The organism is Arcobacter sp. F155, assembly GCF_004116455.1.
Classification (GTDB): Bacteria; Campylobacterota; Campylobacteria; order Campylobacterales; family Arcobacteraceae; genus Halarcobacter.
In genome coordinates, this window is the sequence record NZ_PDJU01000004.1 from 1 (window position 1) to 20,659 (window position 20,659).

Consider the following 20,659-nt stretch of genomic DNA (forward strand, 5'->3'; position numbering starts at 1 on the left):
TTTGGCTTTTTTTAAACTATTTCTTGGTTTACTATCTTATTAAGTACTTGTACTTAATATGTTGTATATCTACTATAAGATATAAGACTTTTAACATTATAATTTTTAATACTCATCAATGTGAGTACAGAGCATACTTATAAAGTATGTTTGATACTCATATTGCTGGTGGTTTTAGCGAAGTGGTAATACCCAGCTCCATTCCGAACCTGGAAGTCAAGCACTTCTGCGCTGATAATACTGCAGGGCCCCCCTGTGGAAACGTAGGTCGCTGCCAGCTCTTGAGTATATTTCTACTAAAGCTTACCTTTACCAACTTATCTTAGTTGCTAATGGTAAGCTTTTTTTTTAGCCTACATTTTCGGGCTTACTCGTTTAATTATCAAAAGAAGGGATTCCTCTCCTCCTTTATTTTTTATATTTTTTCTTTTAAATCAACTACATTCAAATAGTTTTTAAATGAACTTTGTTCTAGATTATTTTCAGTATATGATTCAATTAATCTTCCAATAAAGTTTGGTAACTCTTTTGCTGTAATTTTAACTCCAGTTTTATGTGCAAATTTACTTTCCTTAACTCCATGAAGTTGTCCACCTAGAATTACTTCATATCCTTCAACTCTATTTTTATCTTCATCTCTTACTTTTGTTCCTACAAAACCTATATCTGATATTTGTGGATGTGAACATGCATTTCCACAACCTGAAATAGCAATAGTTATATTTTCTTTAAAATTTGGATGATTTTTCTCTAATTGTGCTACAACACCTTTTGCAAACTCTTTAGTTTCTGTTATTCCAAATTTACAAAATTGTTTACCTGTACAAGCTTGTAATCTTGCTCTAAAAGGTGTTGGATTATATGGATAACCTAAGGCGTCAATTTCATCAGCTAATGCTTGTGCATTCTCATTCTTAACACCATATACTATAAAGTTTTGTGTTGCTGTAAGTGCAACACCCTTTGCTGAGTACTTATTACAAATTGTACTGATATCTTCAAGGTCTTCCCCCGCAATTCTTCCTGAATTTGTTGCAAAGCCAATAAATGATTCATTTTCTTGTTTTGCTTTATGAATACCAAAATGATTTCTATTTTCAGAAGATGTGATTTCTGGTTCATCAAATCCATTTTGAAGGTTGTATCCTAGTTTTGATTCTAATTCATCAATGAACTTTTTAAGACCCCATTCATTAAAGAGATGTCTTACTCTTGCTTTATTTCTATTTTGTCTATTTCCATTATCTCTAAAGATTTCAGCACAAGCAACTGCTACATCTCTAACTTGTTCTGGTTTTACATATTTATTGGCTCTAGTTGCAATTTGCTTTGATTTTGATAATCCACCAGCAATAGTTAAATCAAATAAGACTTCATTATTTTTATCTATAAAAGCAGTAAATCCCAAATCTTGTATTTCATGGGATGCAGTGTGTTTTGCACAACCAGAGATTGAAAGTTTATATTTTCTAGAAAAGTTACAAAACCTATCATCATTTTCATCAAAATATGCATCTACTTCTTTTACTAGATTTGTTGTGTCATAAATTTCATTGGGGTCAATTCCTGCAATTGGAGAAGTAACAATTGGTCTAGGACCATCACCTGACGCCATTCTTGATGTTAGTCCAACAGACTCAAGTAGTTTAAATATAGTTGGTAAATCTTTTATTTCAATATAGTGAAACTGTACATTTTGTCTTGTTGTAAAGTCAATTAAACCTTTTGCATACTCTTTACCTATTTGTGAAAGAACTTCCAATTGTGCTAAGTTTATTTTTGCATCAATAATTTTAATTCTTTTCATAAAGTATTTTTTATCTTCAGTTTTTTCTGAATTAATATGTGGGTACATTCCATACCACTTTAGTAAACCTATATATTCTTCACTTAAAGGGATTCCTTCTTCCGCTTCTTTATATATATCTTCAATAACATGAAGAGGATTTCTAGAGGCTTTAAGTTGCTCTAATAGAGACAAATCTTTAGTAGTCAATGTATTCCTTTTATTTTAAATAGTTATTTGTATATATATTTTATTTGTTTTTAGTGTCTAGTTAGTGGTATGAAGATTATTTGTGAAGTTTGTAAATGAGTATAATTGAATAAAATAAAAAAAAGCCCCGATAAAATCGAGGCTTTGGTATAGAAAACGAATTACTACAGTCTAGATTCGTATCTTCTAAGCATGTATAATCTCTTAAGCATTTTCTTTCTAGCGTTAATTTTTTGTTTTTTTCTGATCTCTGTCATTGGCTCAAAAAATCTTCTAGCTCTAGTTTCAGTTACAATAAGATTTCTATCACATTGCTTCTTAAACCTTCTATATGCTTCGTCAAAAGATTCGTTATCTTTAACTTTAATGCCTGGCACTAAAATCACCCACTTTCTTTTTAAATTTAGGGTTGCATTATATTTAAAGTTTACTTAATTTCTATTTAACTAATAAAAAGATATAATAAAGTCATTAAGTATAAAGGTTTTAAATTGGAATTAACACACCTAGATGAAAATGACAGACCTAAAATGGTTGATGTTTCATCAAAGAATGAAACAAAAAGAGTTGCCGTTGCTTCTGGTATGATAACTATGAGCCAAGATGCATATGATGTAATTATTAATAATACTGGTAAAAAAGGACCTGTTTTACAAACAGCAGTTATTGCTGCAATTATGGGGACAAAGAAAACTAGTGATTTAATACCAATGTGTCATCCTTTATTATTAACTGGAATAAATTGTGATATTGATGAACTTCCTGAACTTCCAGGATTTAAACTAACAGTTAGTGCAAAACTAAATGGACAAACTGGTGTAGAAATGGAAGCTTTAACAGGTGTTTCTATTGGTTTATTAACTATTTATGATATGGTTAAAGCTATAGATAAATCAATGGTAATATCAAATGTACAGTTAGAATCTAAAAGTGGTGGTAAAAGTGGAGATTTTACAAGATGATTGATTTAAGTAAAGAAAAACTTCAATTAGACTATCCTTGTTCATGGAAATACAAAATTGTAATTCATGAGAAGTCTAATGCAAATAAAATTACTGAAGAAATTTTTATAAAAAGAGAGTTTTCTCTTGAAAAATCTAAAGTAAGTAAAAAAGGTAAATTTAAAAGCTATTCATTGGAATTATTAGTTCATAATGAAGATGATAGAAAAGAGATTTACAAAATGTTAGGTGATCATAAAGATATTAAGATGGTACTTTAGGACATAAGATATGAGAAGAAGAGATTTTCTAAAATCAACAGCTTTAGCTTCATTATTTGGTACATCAAATCTATTTGCAAAAACAGAAACTTTTGATAATAATTTCGAGAGATTAATTAGTGATATCTTTGGAAATAATGATAGTGAAGTAGAAAAAATAAATAGAATTAAAGATGATTATGTATTGAGTGAAGAAGAGTATATTGGTGAAGTAAAAGACTCTTTAGAAATCAATGTTAAAGATAATGAGAACTCTTCTATTGCTAGAAAAGGTAAAACTATTATTGATGATGTTTTTATCGAAGAGAAGTTTTTAAAAGAGTTCCAAAGTGTTAGAAATAAAATTGACCTTGTACAAAGACATGTTGGTTATGGAAACTTTAATATCATAGACTTTGATTATATGCTAAAAGTTGCAAAATATTCTAATAAAATCTCTTCTTTTACTAAAAAAGAGTTAGAGTTCTTAGAGTCTATTTTTTATTATGATCCAACAGTTCATGGTTTTTATGGAAAAAGAATTTCCCAAAATATTACTGACTCAATAAATAAAAAAGAAGTTAGAAAAATACCATATACTGGACACTATTTATTTAAAGGTGAGCCAGAAAAAACATATTATCAAATGGTTGATGATATAGGTGAAAGTTTAACATTAACTTCTGGTGTGAGAAGTATTGTAAAACAAACGAAACTTTTTTTAGATAAGGTACATAGTGTAGATGGAAATCTTACAGATGCATCTAAGTCTTTAGCACCTCCTGCATATACTTATCATAGTATTGCAGATTTTGATGTTGGTAAAAAAGGTTTTGGAAAAGCAAACTTTTCATCTAGATTTGCATTGACAGATGAATTTTTAAAAATGAGAAAATTAAAATATATAGACATGAGATATACAGTTAACAATAAGGATGGGGTAAGGTATGAGCCTTGGCATATTAAGATTATTTAAATTACTATTTGTTTTTCTACTTTTACAAAATCTATATGCTGATGACCATAATTTTGATTTTGATTTTATCAAAAAAGGGAAAGAAGATAAAAATACTTTACTAATAATTGGTGGTATTCAAGGTGATGAGCCAGGTGGTTTTATGGCAGCATCATTAATTACTACTCATTATAAGATTAAAAAAGGTTCTGTTTGGATTGTTCCAAATCTAAATTTCTATTCAATTATTAAAAGAAATAGAGGTCCTTTTGGAGATATGAATAGGAAGTTTGCAAAAATTTCTTCTACTGATCCAGATTATGATTCTATTCAAAGAATAAAAGAGTATATCACTTCAGATGAAGTTAAGTTAGTACTTAATTTACATGATGGTAGTGGATTTTATAGAGAAAAACATATTGATAGACTACACTCTCCATTAAGATGGGGACAAAGTGCTATTGTAGACCAAGAATCAATTGATACAAAATATTATGGGAATTTAAGTGAAATTGCAGAGCAGGTTTGTGCTTCTATAAACAAGAATTTAATAACTTCACATCATCACTATAAAGTGAAAAACACAAATACAAGACTTGGTGATAAAGAAATGGAAAAGACATTAACTTACTTTTCTATCAACAATAAAAAAGCTGCATTTGCAAATGAAGCGAGTAAATCTTTACCACTACATGAAAGAACATATTATCATCTATTAGCAATTGAAAAATATATGGATATTATGGGAATTGAGTATGAAAGATATTTTCCTTTAGAGCCAATGGCTGTAAGAAATGTTATTGACAACGATATTTATATCTCTTTTTATGATGAAAAAATCCAATTGCCTTTAAGTGAAATTAGAAGTAATCTAAGATACTTTCCTATTAAAAAAGATGGAAGTTTAGAGTTTAGTCCTTCAAATCCTTTATTAACAGTAATTAAAAAAGGTGATGGATATGCAATTCACTATGGAAATAGGAGACTTGCTGTATTAACTCCTGATTATTTAGAGCATGAAAGTATTGATGAAAATATTGACGTAACAATTGATGGAAAAGATTTTACTGTGCCATTAGGTTCAATTATCAATGTGGATAAAAATTTCAAAATTAAGCCAATAAAAGATTTAAGAGTAAATGTAATTGGTTTTGTACATAATAAAAATGATGAAGCTGGGGTAACAGTTAATAAAAATAGATTACAAAAAAGATTTTCTATTGATAAAAGTGGAAAAATATTCCGTGTAGAGTTCTACAAAAAAGATAAGTTTGCTGGAATGGTTTTAGTAAACTTTGATAAAAACTCTAATACAACTGCTAGAGTTTCTTCATTTAATAAAAACTATAAGAGTTCTACAAATTCTTTGTAGAAACTCTCATTTTATAAATCAACTAACTCTTTTTTGATTTTTTCTTGATTTACTTTTTTACAAGCTGCTTTGTAAAGTTCATTAACTCTTTCTTCATCGTCTTTGATTAATTCCATTGTTTCTTGAATAGATTTTCCCTCTTCAATAGCAACAAAAACTTTCAGCTCTTTTTTTGTAAGTTTTCTTTTTAAAACCTCTTTTAAATCTTCTTCAGATTTTAAAGTTCCTACTAACTTATCTATATGTTTTGTTAAAGATTCTGTAAAATTCAAAACTTTATTCCTTTATCCATGTATTTAATTTGTTTATATCATCATAAGAAGTTAAGTCTAGCATTATAGGAGTAATTGATATATAGTTTGCTTTAACGGCTTCAAAATCACAATCTTTATTTTCACTTTCTTGCCAAATTAATGGATGAAGTCCTATCCAATAATACTCTTCACCTCTTGGATTATGGTGTCTATGAGTATCATTGCCATACTCTCTGTATCCTGCTTTAGTTATTTTTATTCCCTTGCAATCTTCTTTTTTTATTGGAGGAATATTTACATTTAAAAATCTTCTTTCTCCTAAAGGGAATTGATTATCTAATATTTTTTTAGCTAGTTTAGAAATTGTATCCTTTGCAAGTGCAAAATCCCAGCCGTTTTTAATATCTTGACATCTATCTTTACAAACTTGAGAAATAGCAATAGCAGGGACACCTTGAAGTACTGCTTCCATAGCTCCTGCAGCAGTTCCACTATAAGTTACATCTTCTCCCATATTTGCACCAATATTTATACCACTAATTACTAAATCAGGTTTGTAACCTTCTTTGAATAGATTATTTAAAGAGATAAAAATACAATCTGTTGGAGTACCATCATCTATTTTGTAAAAGTCATCATCTACATGTACCATTCTTAGTGGTTTATCTAGGGTTAGTGAGTGTCCACATGCTGATTTGTTTTTAGCTGGGGCTACAACTACAATTTTTGCAATAGGAGATAAAGCTTCAACTAAAGCTTTAAGTCCAATTGCATCAAAGCCATCATCATTTGTAATTAGAATTTGTTTCATCATGCAACTACATAAGCTCCATTAATTTGTTTAATAAGATTCTCTACTTGTGAGCTAACAGCAAATCCTGTTTCTAGTTCTACATCAGCAAGTTTTGATTTTACAACAACTTTTAATTGCCTTTTACCTTGATTATTTGCAATTATTTCAAAGAGTTTATACATAGTTTCATCTGTATGATTAAATGGAAGTGCAACAGTTAAAGGTGGCTCTTCTTTCTCTCTATGTTTTGTTTTTACTTTCTCTTTTTTTGCATCATCTAAAGACTCAATTTTTAGAATATTCATTCTTGTAAAGTCACCATCTTTTGTAACTTTTACTTTAAATGCAATAGGTTCATTTAAATCAAACTTCTCTTCTAGTTCTTTTAGTCTATTTTCAAAAAGCATAATCTCAATATTTCCGTGAAGGTCAAGGATATTTGCAATACCGAATTTATTACCTTTTTTAGAGATTTTTTCAGTGATTTCCTCAATCTTTCCTACAAGTAAGGCTTGACTTCCATCAGCTACTTCATCAAGTTCTGAACTAAGTGTATAGTTGATTTTATCAAGGTCCTCTCTATAGCTATCTAATGGGTGACCAGATACATAAAAACCTAATGAAGCTTTCTCAAACTCTAATATCTCTTTAGCATCATATTCAGGTAAGTGTTCAAGCTCAAGCTCAATTCTTGTAAGCTCTTCACTGTCTCCAAAAAGTGACCCTGTAGCCATTTTTTTTGCTTGCATAGCTTTTCCAACAGTATCACCTATAACTTCAATTTGTTCTAGTAAAGATTTTCTAGAATACATAAAGCAGTCAAAGGCTCCTGATTTAGTAAGAGATTCGATTACTCTTTTATTTACTTTACTACCATCGATTCTTGAGATAAAATCAGACATATCTTTAAAGTCACCATTTTCTCGTCTCTCTTTTAAAATAGAGTTAATAGCAACATCTCCGGCACCTTTAATAGCCCCCATACCAAACATTACTACTTCTTCTTCTCCATCAATTTTCTTTGCAGAGAATACAAGGTCAGATTTATTAATATCTGGTGGGAAAAGGTCAAGACCTAATCTTTTAACTTCATCCACATATTTTACAACTTTGTCTGTGTTATCTTTTTCTAGTGTAAGCAGTGCTGCCATAAATTCAGCAGGGTAGTAGCATTTTAAATATGAAGTATAGAATGTAACTAAACCATAAGCTGCAGAGTGAGATTTATTAAAACCATATCCTGCGAATTTTACAATCAGGTCGAATAGCTCTTCACAATGCTCTTTTTTATAGCCTTTTTTTACTCCACCTTCGGCAAACTCACCTTTAAGTCTGTCCATCTCTTCTTTAATCTTTTTACCCATTGCCCGTCTAACTAAGTCCGCACCACCAAGTGAGAAACCACCGATTGTCTGTACAATCTGCATAACTTGCTCTTGGTAAACAATAACCCCGTAAGTTGGTTCAAGAATAGGTTGTAATGGTTCAATAAATTCATCATAGAAGTAAGAGATTTCTGCACGACCATGTTTTCTATCAATGAAGTCATCAAGCATCCCTGACTCCATTGGACCTGGTCTATATAGTGCAAGCATCGCAATGATATCTTCAAAACCAGAAGGTTTAAGTCTTTTTGCAAGGTCTTGCATACCAGCTGATTCTATCTGGAATAATCCAATTGTATTACCTGTTTGGATTAAGTCATAAACACCTTTGTCATTTACGTCTGTTGTTAAGAAGTCAACTCTTTTTCCATGTCTTTTTTCAATAAGTTTATTTGCTTCTTCAATAACTGTTAGGGTCTTAAGACCAAGGAAGTCGAATTTAATTAAGTCAACATCTTCTACATATTTACCATTATACTGTGTCGCAATTGTATCTAGTCCAGAAGGCTTAAATAGTGGTGTTTTTTTCCATAATGGTTCATTGGAAATAACAACACCCGCTGCGTGAGTACCGGCATTTCTATTTAGACCTTCTAAGGCTAATGCAAACTCCCAAACTCTTTTTGATAAAGGATCTGAGTCACAAAGCTCTTTAATCTTTGGCTCTTTTTCATATGAGTCTGTAAGATTAATTCCAAGTTCATCTGGAATAAGTTTTGCCATTGCATCTGCTTTTGAGTAAGGCATATCAAGAACTCTGGCAACATCTCTAATAACCCCTTTTGCAAGAAGTTTACCAAAAGTGATAATCTGAGCAACGTTTGACCTACCATATTGTTGAACAACATAGTCAATAATTTCACCCCTTCTACTTTGACAGAAGTCCATATCGATATCGGGCATCGATATCCTTTCTGGGTTTAGGAATCTCTCAAAAAGTAAACCATATGGCATAGGGTCAATATCGGTAATAAATAGACAATAAGCAACAAGTGAACCTGCTGCTGAACCCCGTCCTGGACCAACTGGGATTTTCATTTGTTTTGCAACAATAACGAAATCCCATACAATAAGCATATATCCGGGGAACTTCATATTATTGATAATATCTATTTCTACTTGCAGTCTGTCTCTGTACTCTTGATGTTTTTCCTCTGGAACAATCTCAAGTCTTGTTTCTAAACCTTTCCAGCACTCATGTATAAATAAAGCTTTATCATTTTCTAAAGAGTACTCTTCTTCTGGCTCTGGAATTTGAAGGTCTTGTTCTGTTAGTTTTTGTCTTGTAAATTTAAAGTTTGGTGGAGTAGGGTCTCCTAGTTTTATCTCTAAATTACATTTATCTGCAATCTCTTGAGTTGCTTCTATTGCTTCTGGAATATCAGCATAAAGCATTGCAATTTGTTCTGGTGATTTTAAATAGAATTCGTGTACTGAGTGTCTTAATCTATTTGGGTCATCATAAAGTTTATTCATTGCAATACACATGAAGGCTTCGTGAGCATCAGCATCTTTTTGTTTTAGATAGTGGGTATCATTTGTAGCAACTACTTTGATACCTGTCTCTTTAGCAATTTTTAAAATTTGGTCATCTACAAAATGCTGGTCACCAATACCATGTCTCATAATCTCTAAATAAAAGTCATCTCCAAAGATATCTTTGTATTCTAAAGCAATTCTTTTTGCTTCATCATAACCTTTAGCACCATTTTTTACGTTTCTTTCGTTTTGTAAGTTTAAGTGCCAGTTTACTTCTCCTTGAAGACAAGCAGCACTACAAACTAGCCCTTCAGAGTTTTCTCTTAACATCTTTTTATTGATTCTTGGGTAGTAATAAAAACCATGCATGTATGCTTGTGATGAAAGATACATAAGGTTTTTATATCCAGTATCATTTTTAGCATATAAACATAGGTGGAACCTTTGTTTTGTAGATTTATCACCTATCTCTTCTGAGTTGTGAATATATGCTTCCATTCCAATGATTGGCTTAACACCTTGAGCTCTCATTGCATTATAAAAGTCAATAGCTCCAAACATATTACCATGGTCTGTCATGGCAACACTGTCCATTCCTAACTCTTTTATTTTTTTTGCAAGGGGCTTAATCTTGTTTGCACCATCAAGTAATGAATATTCTGTATGTAAATGTAAATGGGTAAACTTTGGTATTTCTGACATGAATCTTAACTTTTTATTTTGGATTTATTATAGTAATGATTATATCTAAAAATGTTTTTGTGCTTCTTTATATCCTAAGTTAAAACAATTCTTTAGCTCTTTAAAAGTAAACATTTTAAAGTGTCGTATTTCTGGGGAAGTTATATAGTGATTTGTATGTTCAATACTATATTTTGCATTTTCAATTAGTTGTTTAAAGATTTTTCTTTTTAATCTCTTAATTGGATTATAGCTTACCTTTTGATTAAAAATATTTTTACTAGGCATTACATCTACAGTATAGATTTCATGTTTTAAATCAAGCATAGGTTTAATAGGCATATTATCAAATAAACCTCCATCGATTAGTTCCATGTTTTTATACTTTATTGGTCTAAAAAGAGGTGTTAACGCACTTGATGCCATACAAAGTTCATGGCTATTTCCTTTATCAAAATAGTAAAGTTTTTTTGATTTTAAATCATAGGCATTTACAAATACTTTTTTTGGTAAGTTTTCTAATTGCTTTATAGGAAGAAGCTCATTTAGTATTTGATGTTTTGTATCAATTTTTAATAAACCTTTGTTGAGGTAATTGAATTTCAAAACTTGTTTTATGTCATTTGATGAGAAAATTTTTAGTTGTTCTTTTGCACTTATTCCACTTGCATGGGAAACAGAGATTATAGCTCCAATTGAACTACCTGAATAAGCATCAATTTGAATATTTTGTTCTTCTAAGAACTGTAGTACTCCAAGATGAAAAGCTCCCCTTGCTGCACCACCACTTAATACTAATCCTAGTTTCATTTCTCTAACCAATTTATGATTTTAAATTCTCCCTCAAAAGTTTCAACAACTGCTGTACAAGACTCAACCCAGTCCCCGCAGTTTAGGTACTCTATTGTATCTATATTTCGTATCTCTGCTTTATGGATATGTCCACATATTATGCCATCATATTGTTTATGTTTTGCATGATTTGCTAGGGTGTCTTCAAAGTCAGTTATAAAAGAGACAGAGGATTTAACATTGTCTTTGACATATTTTGATAGTGACCACCTTGATTTTATTCCAAGTTTGTTTCTAAAGTAGTTTAAAACTTGATTTACATTTAGTAGCAAGTCATATCCATAGTCACCTAAGATAGCAAGCCATTTTTTAGTCATTGTTATTGAATCAAAGAAATCACCGTGTGTTACGAGGTATTTTTTGCCTTTGAGTGATTTATATTCTAGCTCATTTTTTATATCCAATGAGTCTCCTAAAATCAAAGGAACAAAGGGTCTTAAAAATTCATCATGGTTACCAGTTATAAATGTAACCTTACAACCTTTTCTTGCTTTTTTAAGTATTTTTTGGATGACATCTGAATGGGTTTGAGGCCAGATAAACTTTCTTTTTATTGCCCAACCGTCAATAATATCTCCAACTAAAAAAAGGTTTTCACTATCATTGTGCTTAAAAAAGTCAAGCAACATCTTCGTATTTGAGTGTTTTGTTCCTAAGTGAACATCTGAGATAAAGATACTTTTATATTTCATAAAAAGAAGTTTATGCCATCTTGGTTACAAGTTAATAACATGTAATATCTTTGTAATTAATAGGTAATAAAATTTCAAAATGAATGATATAAAAATATGTTTAGTAAGTGATACAGTATATGATTTAAATGGTGTATCAAGATTTATTCAAGACTATTGTAAGGAAGCTAGAAAACACAAGAAAAGTTTTTATGTGATAAGTTCAACTTCAAAAAAACATTATGAAGAAATAGAGAATATTTTTAATATAAAACCTATTTTTAAAATCAAAATGCCTTTTTATAACTCTTTAGATTTGGTTATTCCTAATTTTTTTAAAATAAAAAATAAAATCAAAGAGCTAAATCCTGATTTACTACATATCTCTACTCCTGGAACTGTTGGATTATCTGCTTTGATTAGTGCAAAAATTTTAAATATACCAGTTGTAGGAATATATCATACAGATTTTCCTTCGTATATGTATAAAAATACAAAAAGTAAACTTGTAAAGAAAATCACACTTATGTACTTGAAGTTTTTTTATAAAAGCTTTACTGCTTTATTTTCTAGATCTTGTAAATATATAGATATCATAGAAAAGCAGTTAGCTTTTAAAGAAGAAGATTTATATATTTTAAAAGCTGGAATAAATATTGAAAACTTTGATAAATCCTATAAAAATGAGAATATATGGGAAAAGTATGATATTAAGAAAAATGATTTTAAAGTTTTGTATGTAGGTAGATTATCAGTAGAAAAGAATGTTGATTTGTTAATAGAGCATTGGAAAAAGTTAAAACTAGAAAATGCAAAACTTATTTTAGTAGGGGATTTAGAGTTTGAGTTAGAAAAGAAAGAAGAGCTTAAAAATATAGTTTTTCTAGGAAGAAAACAAGAAAGTGAGTTATCACAAATATATGCTTCAAGTGATTGTTTTATTTTCCCTTCTACAACTGATACTTTAGGTCAAGTTGTATTAGAAGCTTTATCTTCTGCACTTCCTGTAATAGTTACAAATAGTGGTGGTCCAAGTAGTTTTGTAAAGAATGAGTTTGGATATGTCGTTGATATAAATTCATTTGATGAGGTGAAAAACTCTTTAGAAGAGTTATCAAAAAAAGATGATACTTACTTCAAAAAATCATCAAATGCCTATGAATATATGAGAGATAAATCTATCTCTCATAGTTTTTTAGACTTTTGGGAAGTAAATCAAAAGATAGTAAAAAGCTTATGTAAGAAGTAAACCTTGTCTTAGTTCTTCATATATTTCATCACCCTTTAGAAGTTTTACTATTTCAAGGGCAAACTCCATAGCTGTTGCTGGTCCCCTTGATGTGATTACATTTCCATCTTTTACAACATTTTGATTATTGATATAATTTTCAGGAACTATTTTTTGCTCAAAACTTGGATAACAAGTATAATCCTTATTTAAAACTTCTGCTTTATGTAAAGCATATGGTGCTGCACAAATAGCTGCAATGTATTTGTCACTTACTTTAAACTCTTTTAAAAGTTTTTGAATATGTTCATTATCTGCTAGAGTAAAGGCATTTGGTAAGCCACCTGGAAGAACAATCAAATCAAAATCATTTTCTTTTACGTCTTCAATTTTACAATCAGCTGTTACTTTTATGTTGTGAGCTCCTATAGTTTCTAAAGCTTCAACTCCTGCAATAACAACTTCAATATTTGCTCGTCTGCAAATATCTATGATTGAAATTGCTTCAATCTCTTCAAAACCATTTGAAATTGGAATTATTATTTTTGACATATAATCTCCTCATAGATTTTTTATATTCTAAAATAAAACAGATTAAATTACTAAATGCTGAAATAAGGAGCTTTCAAGAATTTATAAGCTGTTTTTAAATAAAATTTATGCAATTATAAAAAGGGGATTTTATGCTTAAGACTTTTGCTAAAGCTTGTCTTGCTGTAGCAGCACTTAGTTTATTTTCTGGATGTGTTTCTCATTCGTCTGTAAATGGTGCCACAGGACAAAAAGTACAATCAGTTGATGCTGAAAATGAATATACTGTAATCAAAGAAAACAACAAGGTTCAAGTTACTAAGGAGCATATGAAAATAGCTCAAGACTTACAATACAACGTAATCAATCAAAGAACACTAGAAGGTTCAATCAATTCTTTAGCAACTCAAATGATGAGAAATAAAAAGATGAACACTAGTAAGCCAGTTCTTATTACTTCTTTTGTTAGATTAGATAACTTTAAAAAGACTACTGAGTTTGGAAGAATTGTAAGTGAGAGTATGATTAATGAAATGTCAAATAGAGGCTTCAATGTAATTGAATATAGAGGTCAAATGGCAGTTTCTATTAATGAAAAAGGTGAGTATTTTATTACAAGAAATCCTTATAAATTAAAAGACCAAATTCCAAATACTTATGTTGTAGTTGGTACTTATTCAAGACAGTTTGGTAAAGTAATTTTAAATGCAAGAGTAATTGACAATATTACTGGAAGAATCATTTCAAGTGCAAGAGCAACTTATGTACACAATAAAAGAAATGACTGTATTCTTTTCAAAGATTGTAAACCAGCAAGAACAATTAAAATCATTCAAGAAAAATAGAGATTTATGACAAAAGCTTTTTTACAAATAAGTAAACTAATAGTATTAGTTTCTATTCCTCTTTTTTTATTCACTTCTTGTTCTTTAAAAAAGATGACAGGAAGTGAAGACCTTCCCTCTTTTATGGAAAATATGGCTAAAAAAGCTCCAAGTAATCATAAAAAAATAACTGGTTCAAATGATTTTAGTTCTTTAATAAATAATCTAATTTTAAAAACTTCTACAAGACTGGATAGATATCTTTTAGATGATGATGTTGTTTTAGTTTCTGATTTTGTAAATATTGATAAGTTAGAGAACAGATCAAAACTAGGGTTTTTATTATCTGAGCATTTAAAAGATGCTTTATTAAATAAAAATATTATTGTAAGACAAGTTGAATTAAGTGAAAACTTCTCTTATGGGCAAAATGGATTAAATCTTTTAACAAGAAAACAAAGAGATATTAGTAATAAATCTGTAGATGGTAAGTTTGCAGTTGTAGGAACATATACAATTACAACAGAGACATTGATTGTATTTATGAAACTAATTGATGTAACAAATGGAAATATTTTAGCTTCTGCAAACTCTAGTACGAGTGTAGATGATGAAATATTAGAGTTAGAAGGAATAAAGAAAGAAAGAGAACTTTCTTTACCTCCAAGAGTTATTTTATAAAATATCTTGTATTAAAAACTGAGGGTTTATTTGCCCTCTAAACTCATTTTTATTTACTGATACAACTAAATCAATAGTTGGTTTATCAAATATTTCATCACAATAAAACTTAATAGCTTCAAACAAAAAACCATCACTATTTAGTGTTAGTTTTGTGTGGTTTTTATCTTTACCAAAAAGTTCAGCTTTTATGATTTGTGAGTTTGTTATTTTAAATATTGGTCTATGATTTTTTAGTCCATATGGTTCAAACTGTTCAATGATATTTAAAAACTCAATATCTACATTTGACACATCAAGTTCACCTAAAACATCATGATCTATGTGAAGCTCTTCTTTGTGCTCTTCTAAAGACTTATTTATTCTATTTTTAAACTCTTCTAAGTTTTTTGCTTCCATAGATAAACCAGCTGCATTTTTGTGACCACCAAAACCAAGAAGCAAGTCAGAAGCTTCTGTAATAATAGTATGCAAGTTTATATTTGCATTTGCCCTTGCACTTCCTTTTGCAATACCATTGTTTATAGAGAAGATAAAAGCAGGCTTTTTAAAGGCATTAGATAGCTTTGAAGCAACAATTCCTATAACACCTTCATGCCAGTCTTCACCCCATACTATAACAGCATTTTCTTCAGGGTTTGTTGCATTTGTAGCTTTTTGAGAAATCTCTTCTTGCAAGTTTTTTCTAAATACATTTAACTCTTCTAACATTTGTAAAGCATCGTTTGCCTCATATTCAGTTGAGGCTAGTAAGAAGCTTAATGCAATTGAGGCATCTTCCATTCTTCCTGCACTATTTATTTTAGGAGCAATTGTAAATCCTACATCATCTGATACAAAAATCTCTTTTGAAATCATTTCATTGATTTTTTTAAATGCAGGTCTTGAAGATGTTTTGATTTTTTTAAGTCCATGTTTAACCATAGTATAGTTTAGACTTGTCATAGGCATGATATCAGCAATAATAGCCACACAAAGTAAATCAAAAAACTCTTGTAGGTTTACATCTGCATTTATCTCTTTTTTTATTGCTGCACAAAGGTACCATGCAACTTGGGCACCACATATTTCTTTAAAAGGAAAAGTACAATCCTCTTGCTTGGGGTTTATTATTGCCAAAGCTTCTGGAATTTGTTCTCCAACTGTATGGTGGTCAGTAATAATTAAATCAATACCTTTTTGCTTTAAAAGTTCTGCTGCATTACAAGCTGAGATTCCATTATCAACGGTGATAACTAGACCTTCATCAATCATATCAACGATTTTTGGGCTTAATCCATATCCATGTTCAAATCTGTTTGGAATGATGTGATTTACTTTTCTTCCAATTTTTTGGAAAAAATCAACGATAATAGTTGTAGATACTACTCCATCAACATCGTAGTCACCAACAATAGTTATTGTTTCATTATTAAGAAGGGCTTGTTTAATTCTTTGTGAGGCTTTCTTTATATCTTTGAAGCTATCTGGTGCAGGAATACTAGCAAGACGAGAATAGGGATTATTCTCATGTCTTGCACTTAATAGTTCAAAAAGTCTTTGTTTTGTAACCTTAGACATTAAGCTTTTTTATTTGCTTGTTTTACGAACTCTAAGATAATAGGGTTTGGTGTCTCTAAGTGAGAAGTAAATTCAGGGTGGAACTGAACACCAACAAACCAAGGGTGATCTTTAATTTCAACTGCTTCAATTAGACCATTTGATTGTCCAGAAATAATCATTCCTGCTTCTTCTAATCTCTCTTTATAAGCTGGATTTGCTTCATATCTATGTCTATGTCTTTCATAGTAGATTTCTTCATTTCCATATGCTTTTTGTAAGTTAGTACCTTTTAATGGCTCAAATGGATATTCTCCAAGTCTCATAGTTCCACCCATTGGTGATTTATGAGTTCTTAGTTGTTTTTCACCACTTTGGTCAATAAACTCATCAATTAAGTAGATTACTGGATCTTCTGCATTTTCATCAAATTCAACAGAGTTTGCATTTTCAATACCTAATACATTTCTTGCATATTCGATAATAGATAGTTGCATACCAAGACAGATACCTAAATAAGGAACTTTATTCTCTCTTGCATATTTAATTGCTTCAAGTTTTCCTTTTGCACCTCTGTGTCCAAATCCACCAGCAACTAAGATAGCATCAGAGTTTCCAATAACTTCATATGCTCCTGTATCTTCAATTCTTTCTGAATCACACCAGTGAATATTTACTTTTGTGTTTAGGTGTGCTCCTGCATGGATTAATGATTCGATTAATGATTTATATGACTCTTTTAAATCTAAATATTTACCAACAAATGCAATAGTTACTTCATCTTGTGGTACAAGAATATTTTTAACTAAAGTATCCCATTTTTCCATGTTTGGTTTGATTTTGATATTAAAGTGCTCTGATAAAGGAGTTAAAATTCCTTCTTTGATAAAGTGTAATGGAACTTGGTAAATTGACTGTGCATCACCTGCTTCAATTACTGCATTTCTATCAATATCACAAGATAATGCAAGTTTTTCTTTTAAATTCTTTGGAAGCTCTTTTTCTGTTCTACAAACTAGCATATGTGGAGTAATACCAATTCTTCTTAACTCTTGTACTGAGTGTTGAGTTGGTTTTGTTTTTAATTCACCTGCAGCTTTAATGTATGGGATTAAACTCACATGGATATTCATAGTATTTGTTTTAGGTTGTTCATGTCTAATAGCTCTAATTGCTTCCATGAATGGTAAACCTTCAATATCACCTACTGTTCCACCAAGTTCGATGATTAAGAAGTCATGCTCATCTGCTGCAGCGTAGATTCTATCTTTAATCTCGTCTACAACATGAGGGATTACTTGAATAGTTTTACCTAAGTAACCACCTTCTCTTTCTCTTTTAATTACACTTTGGTAAACTTGACCTGTTGTAAAAGAGTTTTTACCTGTAAGTGTTTTATCAATAAATCTTTCGTAGTTTCCTAAATCAAGGTCTGTTTCCGCACCGTCTGCTGTTACGAAAACTTCTCCATGCTCTAGTGGACTCATTGTTCCTGGGTCTACGTTTAAGTATGGGTCAATCTTTAGCATACTTACTTTGAACCCTGATTGTTTTAAAATTGTTGCAATAGATGCAGAAGTAATACCTTTACCAAGTGAACTTAGCACTCCACCAGTAACAAATATGAATTTAGTCATTAATAGCTCCATGAATTAAATAAATAGTAAAATATTCGCGATTATATCTAAAATGAGGTTAATAAGTATTTAAGAATAAAGAGGCAAGATGCCTCTTTATGATTATTTTAGTTTGTCAGCTCTTGGGTAGATAAATACAGCATCTCTAATTACAGATACTCTATCAGGCTCATCTACTGCATAAGCTCTAAGTTTTACAGAAATAGGAGTGTCTTTTGTATTATCATTTACAAGAACTTTATCTGTTTCAAGTACTACAACTTTTTTTCTAAGTTTTCCAGCAGCTAATTTAAATGGTTTAAATCTTTTAATTACAATATCATCTCTACCTATAATCTCTAAATTATATGTATGTGTTTTTGAATCAGTATTTTGGAATAGTAATAAGAAGTTATTAGAAACTACATTGTTTTCTTTAACTTTATATAACTGAGTAGTTTTATTTACATTTAAAAGCATATACTCTTTTTTTCCACCCATTACAAATAATAGACCAATAACTACAACTAATGCAACTGTATACATGATAGTAGATTTTCTTAGGAATTTAGTTGGTTGATTTTTTTCAATATCCCTTGTACTTGTCCATTGAACTAGTGACTCTTTACCAAGTTTTCCCATAACAGTAGTACAAGCATCAACACACTCTAAACAGTTGATACACTCTAATTGTAAACCTTTTCTAATATCAATATGAGTAGGACATACAGTTACACATGATTCACATGTTGTACATTCATTTTTCTCTTCTGGTAAGTCTTTTTGTTTGAAGATAATCTTCTCTTTAGAGTCATTGTAAATATTACCACCTCTATTTGTAGAGTAGATAGCTTGGTATGTATCATCATCATAAAGTACTGATTGTACTCTTGAATATGGACATACATAAACACAGAAATCTTCTTTTAACCAAACAACATCATAAACTAAGAAACCAGCGATTGCTAATACAAAACCAATTAAAAACCAGTGTTCTGTTGGATTTTGAATATAAGCAAAAAAGTCTTCAGGTGGAACAAAATACCACATAAAGTCAGCAGCAGCAAGTAAAGAAAGCATAGTCCATAAAATAACAGCTACAACTTTTTTAGAAGCATTTTCTGGCTTTGACCAGTTTGGCTCTTTTTGTTTGTTTTTGATTCTTCTTAAACCTAAAAGTTTTGATTCAATTAAGTCTCTGTAGATAACTCTAAAGATAGTTTGAGGACAGGCCCAACCACACCAAGCTCTCCCACCAATAGCAGTTACTGCAAATATTCCTAAGAATAGAAGCATCAGTAAAAACGGCATTAAGTATAATTCTTGCATATCAAATGCAATACCCATTAGATGAAGTTGTTTTTTATCAAATGATAATAAAAATATATGGTTACCATTAATTTTAATAAACGGAATAACCAGTGCAACTACAGTTGCAATGATATACGCATAATATCTTTTGATTCTGTACGGTGTTTTCTTTAAAACAGCAGCATTTCCTTCCATAATATATCCTAAACATTTTTTTTAATTGTATATAAACATCGCTTATAATAAGCATAAATTATTATAAGTTCTAATTATAATACTTCCTTGTGATACTTATGTTTTAATTAATGTATATGTTTAAATTGTTATTTAAGAGTATGAAAATAGCATTTATTTAAATACTATTTTCATATAAGATAAGTAGAAATTAGCTTAGATGTTTTTTCCAATAAACTCTTTAGAAAGAGCATTTTCAACAATAACTTTAGCTGTTTTATCTGTTTCCAGAGCTATTTTATTTGTTTGGTTTGCTATTCTTGCATTTTGATTTGTATGTTTATCAAGTTTATTAATAACATCATTTATAAGCTGGATATTTTTTTCTTGCTCTTTAGAAGAATTAGAAATTTCTTGAATAGTTTCTGTAGTATGATTAATATTTACTAAAAGTTCATCATAACCATTTGTCATATTTAATCCTATCTCTTTTCCTTCATTCGCTTTATTTGTCGCTTGTTCAACTAAAGATTTTATCTCTTTTGCAGCTTCTGCAGACCTATTTGCTAAGTTTCTAACTTCTTGTGCAACTACTGCAAAACCTTTTCCAGCTTCACCTGCTGTTGCTGCTTCAACTGCTGCATTTAGTGAAAGAATATTTGTTTGAAATGCAATTTGGTCAATAACTGTGATTGCTTCATTAATCTCTTTAACTTGCTCATCGATTTGTTCCATTGCTAAAGAAGTAGATTTTGCTAACTTTTGACCTGTATTTGCAGAGTTTGTTAAACTTTTTGAGTATTCTGTGATTCTTCTTACATTGTTTGAATTGCTCATTACACTTGATGTTATATCTTCAAGAAAAACAGATGTCTCTTTTAGACTTTCTGTTGCACTATGAGTACTTTGATTTAAAACTTTTACATTATCAATTAATTGAGTAGAAGATAGTTCTAAAGTTTTTCCAATATCTAAAGATTGAGTTAATAATTCAGAGATAACATCTCCTAATTCATTTATTATAACTGCAACTTTTGCAGATGGTTCTGGGAATCTTATTCTAAAGTCTTCACTTTTAAATTTTTCAAGAACAAAAATCAATTTATTTAAATCACT

The 20,659-nt window shown here is 30.1% G+C and carries 19 protein-coding genes and 1 rRNA gene; 8 read left to right on the top strand and 12 right to left on the bottom strand.

What is annotated here, in order from left to right; genetic code table 11:
• The first annotated feature begins 164 nt into the window (after positions 1–164).
• Positions 165–280, top strand: a 5S ribosomal RNA gene (gene rrf, locus CRV03_RS05665).
• A gap of 135 nt (positions 281–415) precedes the next feature.
• Here the strand turns inward: rrf and CRV03_RS05670 are convergent.
• Positions 416–1,996, bottom strand: a complete 1,581-nt coding sequence (locus CRV03_RS05670) for a nitrite/sulfite reductase (protein ID WP_129084186.1) — start codon at positions 1,994–1,996, stop codon at positions 416–418.
• A 164-nt stretch (positions 1,997–2,160) separates the two neighbouring features.
• Complete coding sequence (rpsU, locus tag CRV03_RS05675; RefSeq protein ID WP_129062599.1) at positions 2,161–2,373, bottom strand: 30S ribosomal protein S21; 213 nt, start codon at positions 2,371–2,373, stop codon at positions 2,161–2,163.
• 114 nt (positions 2,374–2,487) lie between these two features.
• Here rpsU and moaC point away from each other — a divergent pair, with 114 nt between their 5' ends.
• The 4 genes from moaC to CRV03_RS05695 are packed head-to-tail and all read left to right on the top strand — an operon-like array spanning position 2,488 to position 5,524.
• Positions 2,488–2,958 (top strand): cyclic pyranopterin monophosphate synthase MoaC, encoded by a 471-nt coding sequence (gene moaC / locus CRV03_RS05680; RefSeq protein ID WP_129084187.1) that lies wholly within the window; start codon positions 2,488–2,490, stop codon positions 2,956–2,958.
• Complete coding sequence (locus CRV03_RS05685) at positions 2,955–3,218, top strand: YbeD family protein (protein WP_129084188.1); 264 nt, start codon at positions 2,955–2,957, stop codon at positions 3,216–3,218. The genes moaC and CRV03_RS05685 overlap by 4 nt, the downstream gene beginning before the upstream one ends.
• A 10-nt stretch (positions 3,219–3,228) precedes the next feature.
• Entirely contained in the window at positions 3,229–4,173 is a 945-nt protein-coding gene (locus CRV03_RS05690; protein WP_129084189.1) for a M15 family metallopeptidase, read from the top strand.
• Positions 4,145–5,524: a M14 family metallopeptidase gene (locus tag CRV03_RS05695; RefSeq protein ID WP_129084190.1), complete on the top strand. Its 1,380-nt coding sequence runs from the start codon at positions 4,145–4,147 to the stop codon at positions 5,522–5,524. The genes CRV03_RS05690 and CRV03_RS05695 overlap by 29 nt, the downstream gene beginning before the upstream one ends.
• A gap of 11 nt (positions 5,525–5,535) precedes the next feature.
• On the opposite strand, the gene CRV03_RS05700 is transcribed toward CRV03_RS05695, so the two are convergent.
• Genes CRV03_RS05700 through CRV03_RS05720 form a run of 5 tightly spaced genes read right to left on the bottom strand, consistent with a single transcriptional unit; the run spans position 5,536 to position 11,660 of the window.
• Positions 5,536–5,796, bottom strand: a complete 261-nt coding sequence (locus CRV03_RS05700) for a hypothetical protein (RefSeq protein ID WP_129084191.1) — start codon at positions 5,794–5,796, stop codon at positions 5,536–5,538.
• Between the two features lie 4 nt (positions 5,797–5,800).
• Positions 5,801–6,589, bottom strand: a complete 789-nt coding sequence (surE, locus tag CRV03_RS05705; protein ID WP_129084192.1) for a 5'/3'-nucleotidase SurE — start codon at positions 6,587–6,589, stop codon at positions 5,801–5,803.
• Positions 6,589–10,137 carry a DNA polymerase III subunit alpha gene (dnaE, locus tag CRV03_RS05710; RefSeq protein ID WP_129084193.1) on the bottom strand — a complete coding sequence of 1,183 codons (3,549 nt, stop codon included), beginning with the start codon at positions 10,135–10,137 and terminating at the stop codon, positions 6,589–6,591. The genes surE and dnaE overlap by 1 nt, the downstream gene beginning before the upstream one ends.
• 45 nt (positions 10,138–10,182) lie before the next feature.
• Positions 10,183–10,926: a patatin-like phospholipase family protein gene (locus CRV03_RS05715; RefSeq protein WP_129084194.1), complete on the bottom strand. Its 744-nt coding sequence runs from the start codon at positions 10,924–10,926 to the stop codon at positions 10,183–10,185.
• Positions 10,923–11,660, bottom strand: coding sequence for a UDP-2,3-diacylglucosamine diphosphatase (locus CRV03_RS05720; RefSeq protein ID WP_129084195.1), 738 nt, complete (start codon positions 11,658–11,660; stop codon positions 10,923–10,925). Before CRV03_RS05720 ends, CRV03_RS05715 begins: the two co-directional genes overlap by 4 nt.
• Before the next feature lie 79 nt (positions 11,661–11,739).
• Here CRV03_RS05720 and CRV03_RS05725 point away from each other — a divergent pair, with 79 nt between their 5' ends.
• Entirely contained in the window at positions 11,740–12,888 is a 1,149-nt protein-coding gene (locus tag CRV03_RS05725) for a glycosyltransferase (protein WP_129084196.1), read from the top strand.
• On the opposite strand, the gene CRV03_RS05730 is transcribed toward CRV03_RS05725, so the two are convergent.
• Positions 12,874–13,419 (bottom strand): DJ-1 family glyoxalase III, encoded by a 546-nt coding sequence (locus CRV03_RS05730; RefSeq protein WP_129084197.1) that lies wholly within the window; start codon positions 13,417–13,419, stop codon positions 12,874–12,876. The two genes, CRV03_RS05725 and CRV03_RS05730, sit on opposite strands and share 15 nt — an antisense overlap.
• A 131-nt stretch (positions 13,420–13,550) precedes the next feature.
• Here CRV03_RS05730 and CRV03_RS05735 point away from each other — a divergent pair, with 131 nt between their 5' ends.
• Together CRV03_RS05735 and CRV03_RS05740 are read left to right on the top strand one after the other, a co-directional pair.
• Positions 13,551–14,243: a FlgO family outer membrane protein gene (locus CRV03_RS05735; protein ID WP_129084198.1), complete on the top strand. Its 693-nt coding sequence runs from the start codon at positions 13,551–13,553 to the stop codon at positions 14,241–14,243.
• A 6-nt stretch (positions 14,244–14,249) separates the two neighbouring features.
• On the top strand, positions 14,250–14,903 hold the full coding sequence (locus CRV03_RS05740) for a FlgO family outer membrane protein (protein ID WP_258239019.1): 654 nt from the start codon (positions 14,250–14,252) through the stop codon (positions 14,901–14,903).
• On the opposite strand, the gene recJ is transcribed toward CRV03_RS05740, so the two are convergent.
• The 4 genes from recJ to CRV03_RS14225 all read right to left on the bottom strand — a co-directional run bounded on the left by recJ (position 14,898) and on the right by CRV03_RS14225 (position 20,644).
• A complete protein-coding gene (recJ, locus tag CRV03_RS05745; protein WP_129084199.1) occupies positions 14,898–16,463 on the bottom strand; it encodes a single-stranded-DNA-specific exonuclease RecJ in 1,566 nt (521 codons plus the stop codon). The two genes, CRV03_RS05740 and recJ, sit on opposite strands and share 6 nt — an antisense overlap.
• A complete protein-coding gene (locus CRV03_RS05750) occupies positions 16,463–18,079 on the bottom strand; it encodes a CTP synthase (protein ID WP_129084200.1) in 1,617 nt (538 codons plus the stop codon). The genes recJ and CRV03_RS05750 overlap by 1 nt, the downstream gene beginning before the upstream one ends.
• 102 nt (positions 18,080–18,181) lie before the next feature.
• Complete coding sequence (gene ccoG / locus CRV03_RS05755) at positions 18,182–19,564, bottom strand: cytochrome c oxidase accessory protein CcoG (RefSeq protein ID WP_129084201.1); 1,383 nt, start codon at positions 19,562–19,564, stop codon at positions 18,182–18,184.
• A 195-nt stretch (positions 19,565–19,759) separates the two neighbouring features.
• A complete protein-coding gene (locus tag CRV03_RS14225; protein ID WP_258239020.1) occupies positions 19,760–20,644 on the bottom strand; it encodes a methyl-accepting chemotaxis protein in 885 nt (294 codons plus the stop codon).
• Positions 20,645–20,659 lie beyond the last annotated feature (15 nt).

Bases quoted from the DNA above. Each gene is read 5' to 3' on its own strand.
- CRV03_RS05690 (WP_129084189.1), top strand. From the start codon at position 3,229: ATGAGAAGAAGAGATTTTCTAAAATCAACAGCTTTAGCTTCATTATTT.
- CRV03_RS05725 (WP_129084196.1), top strand. From the start codon at position 11,740: ATGAATGATATAAAAATATGTTTAGTAAGTGATACAGTATATGATTTA.
- CRV03_RS05740 (WP_258239019.1), top strand. From the start codon at position 14,250: ATGACAAAAGCTTTTTTACAAATAAGTAAACTAATAGTATTAGTTTCT.
- CRV03_RS05730 (WP_129084197.1), bottom strand. From the start codon at position 13,419: ATGTCAAAAATAATAATTCCAATTTCAAATGGTTTTGAAGAGATTGAA.
- CRV03_RS05720 (WP_129084195.1), bottom strand. From the start codon at position 11,660: ATGAAATATAAAAGTATCTTTATCTCAGATGTTCACTTAGGAACAAAA.
- CRV03_RS05735 (WP_129084198.1), top strand. From the start codon at position 13,551: ATGCTTAAGACTTTTGCTAAAGCTTGTCTTGCTGTAGCAGCACTTAGT.
- surE (WP_129084192.1), bottom strand. From the start codon at position 6,589: ATGAAACAAATTCTAATTACAAATGATGATGGCTTTGATGCAATTGGA.
- CRV03_RS05750 (WP_129084200.1), bottom strand. From the start codon at position 18,079: ATGACTAAATTCATATTTGTTACTGGTGGAGTGCTAAGTTCACTTGGT.
- CRV03_RS05685 (WP_129084188.1), top strand. From the start codon at position 2,955: ATGATTGATTTAAGTAAAGAAAAACTTCAATTAGACTATCCTTGTTCA.
- CRV03_RS05695 (WP_129084190.1), top strand. From the start codon at position 4,145: ATGAGCCTTGGCATATTAAGATTATTTAAATTACTATTTGTTTTTCTA.
- CRV03_RS05715 (WP_129084194.1), bottom strand. From the start codon at position 10,926: ATGAAACTAGGATTAGTATTAAGTGGTGGTGCAGCAAGGGGAGCTTTT.
- dnaE (WP_129084193.1), bottom strand. From the start codon at position 10,137: ATGTCAGAAATACCAAAGTTTACCCATTTACATTTACATACAGAATAT.
- ccoG (WP_129084201.1), bottom strand. From the start codon at position 19,564: ATGGAAGGAAATGCTGCTGTTTTAAAGAAAACACCGTACAGAATCAAA.
- recJ (WP_129084199.1), bottom strand. From the start codon at position 16,463: ATGTCTAAGGTTACAAAACAAAGACTTTTTGAACTATTAAGTGCAAGA.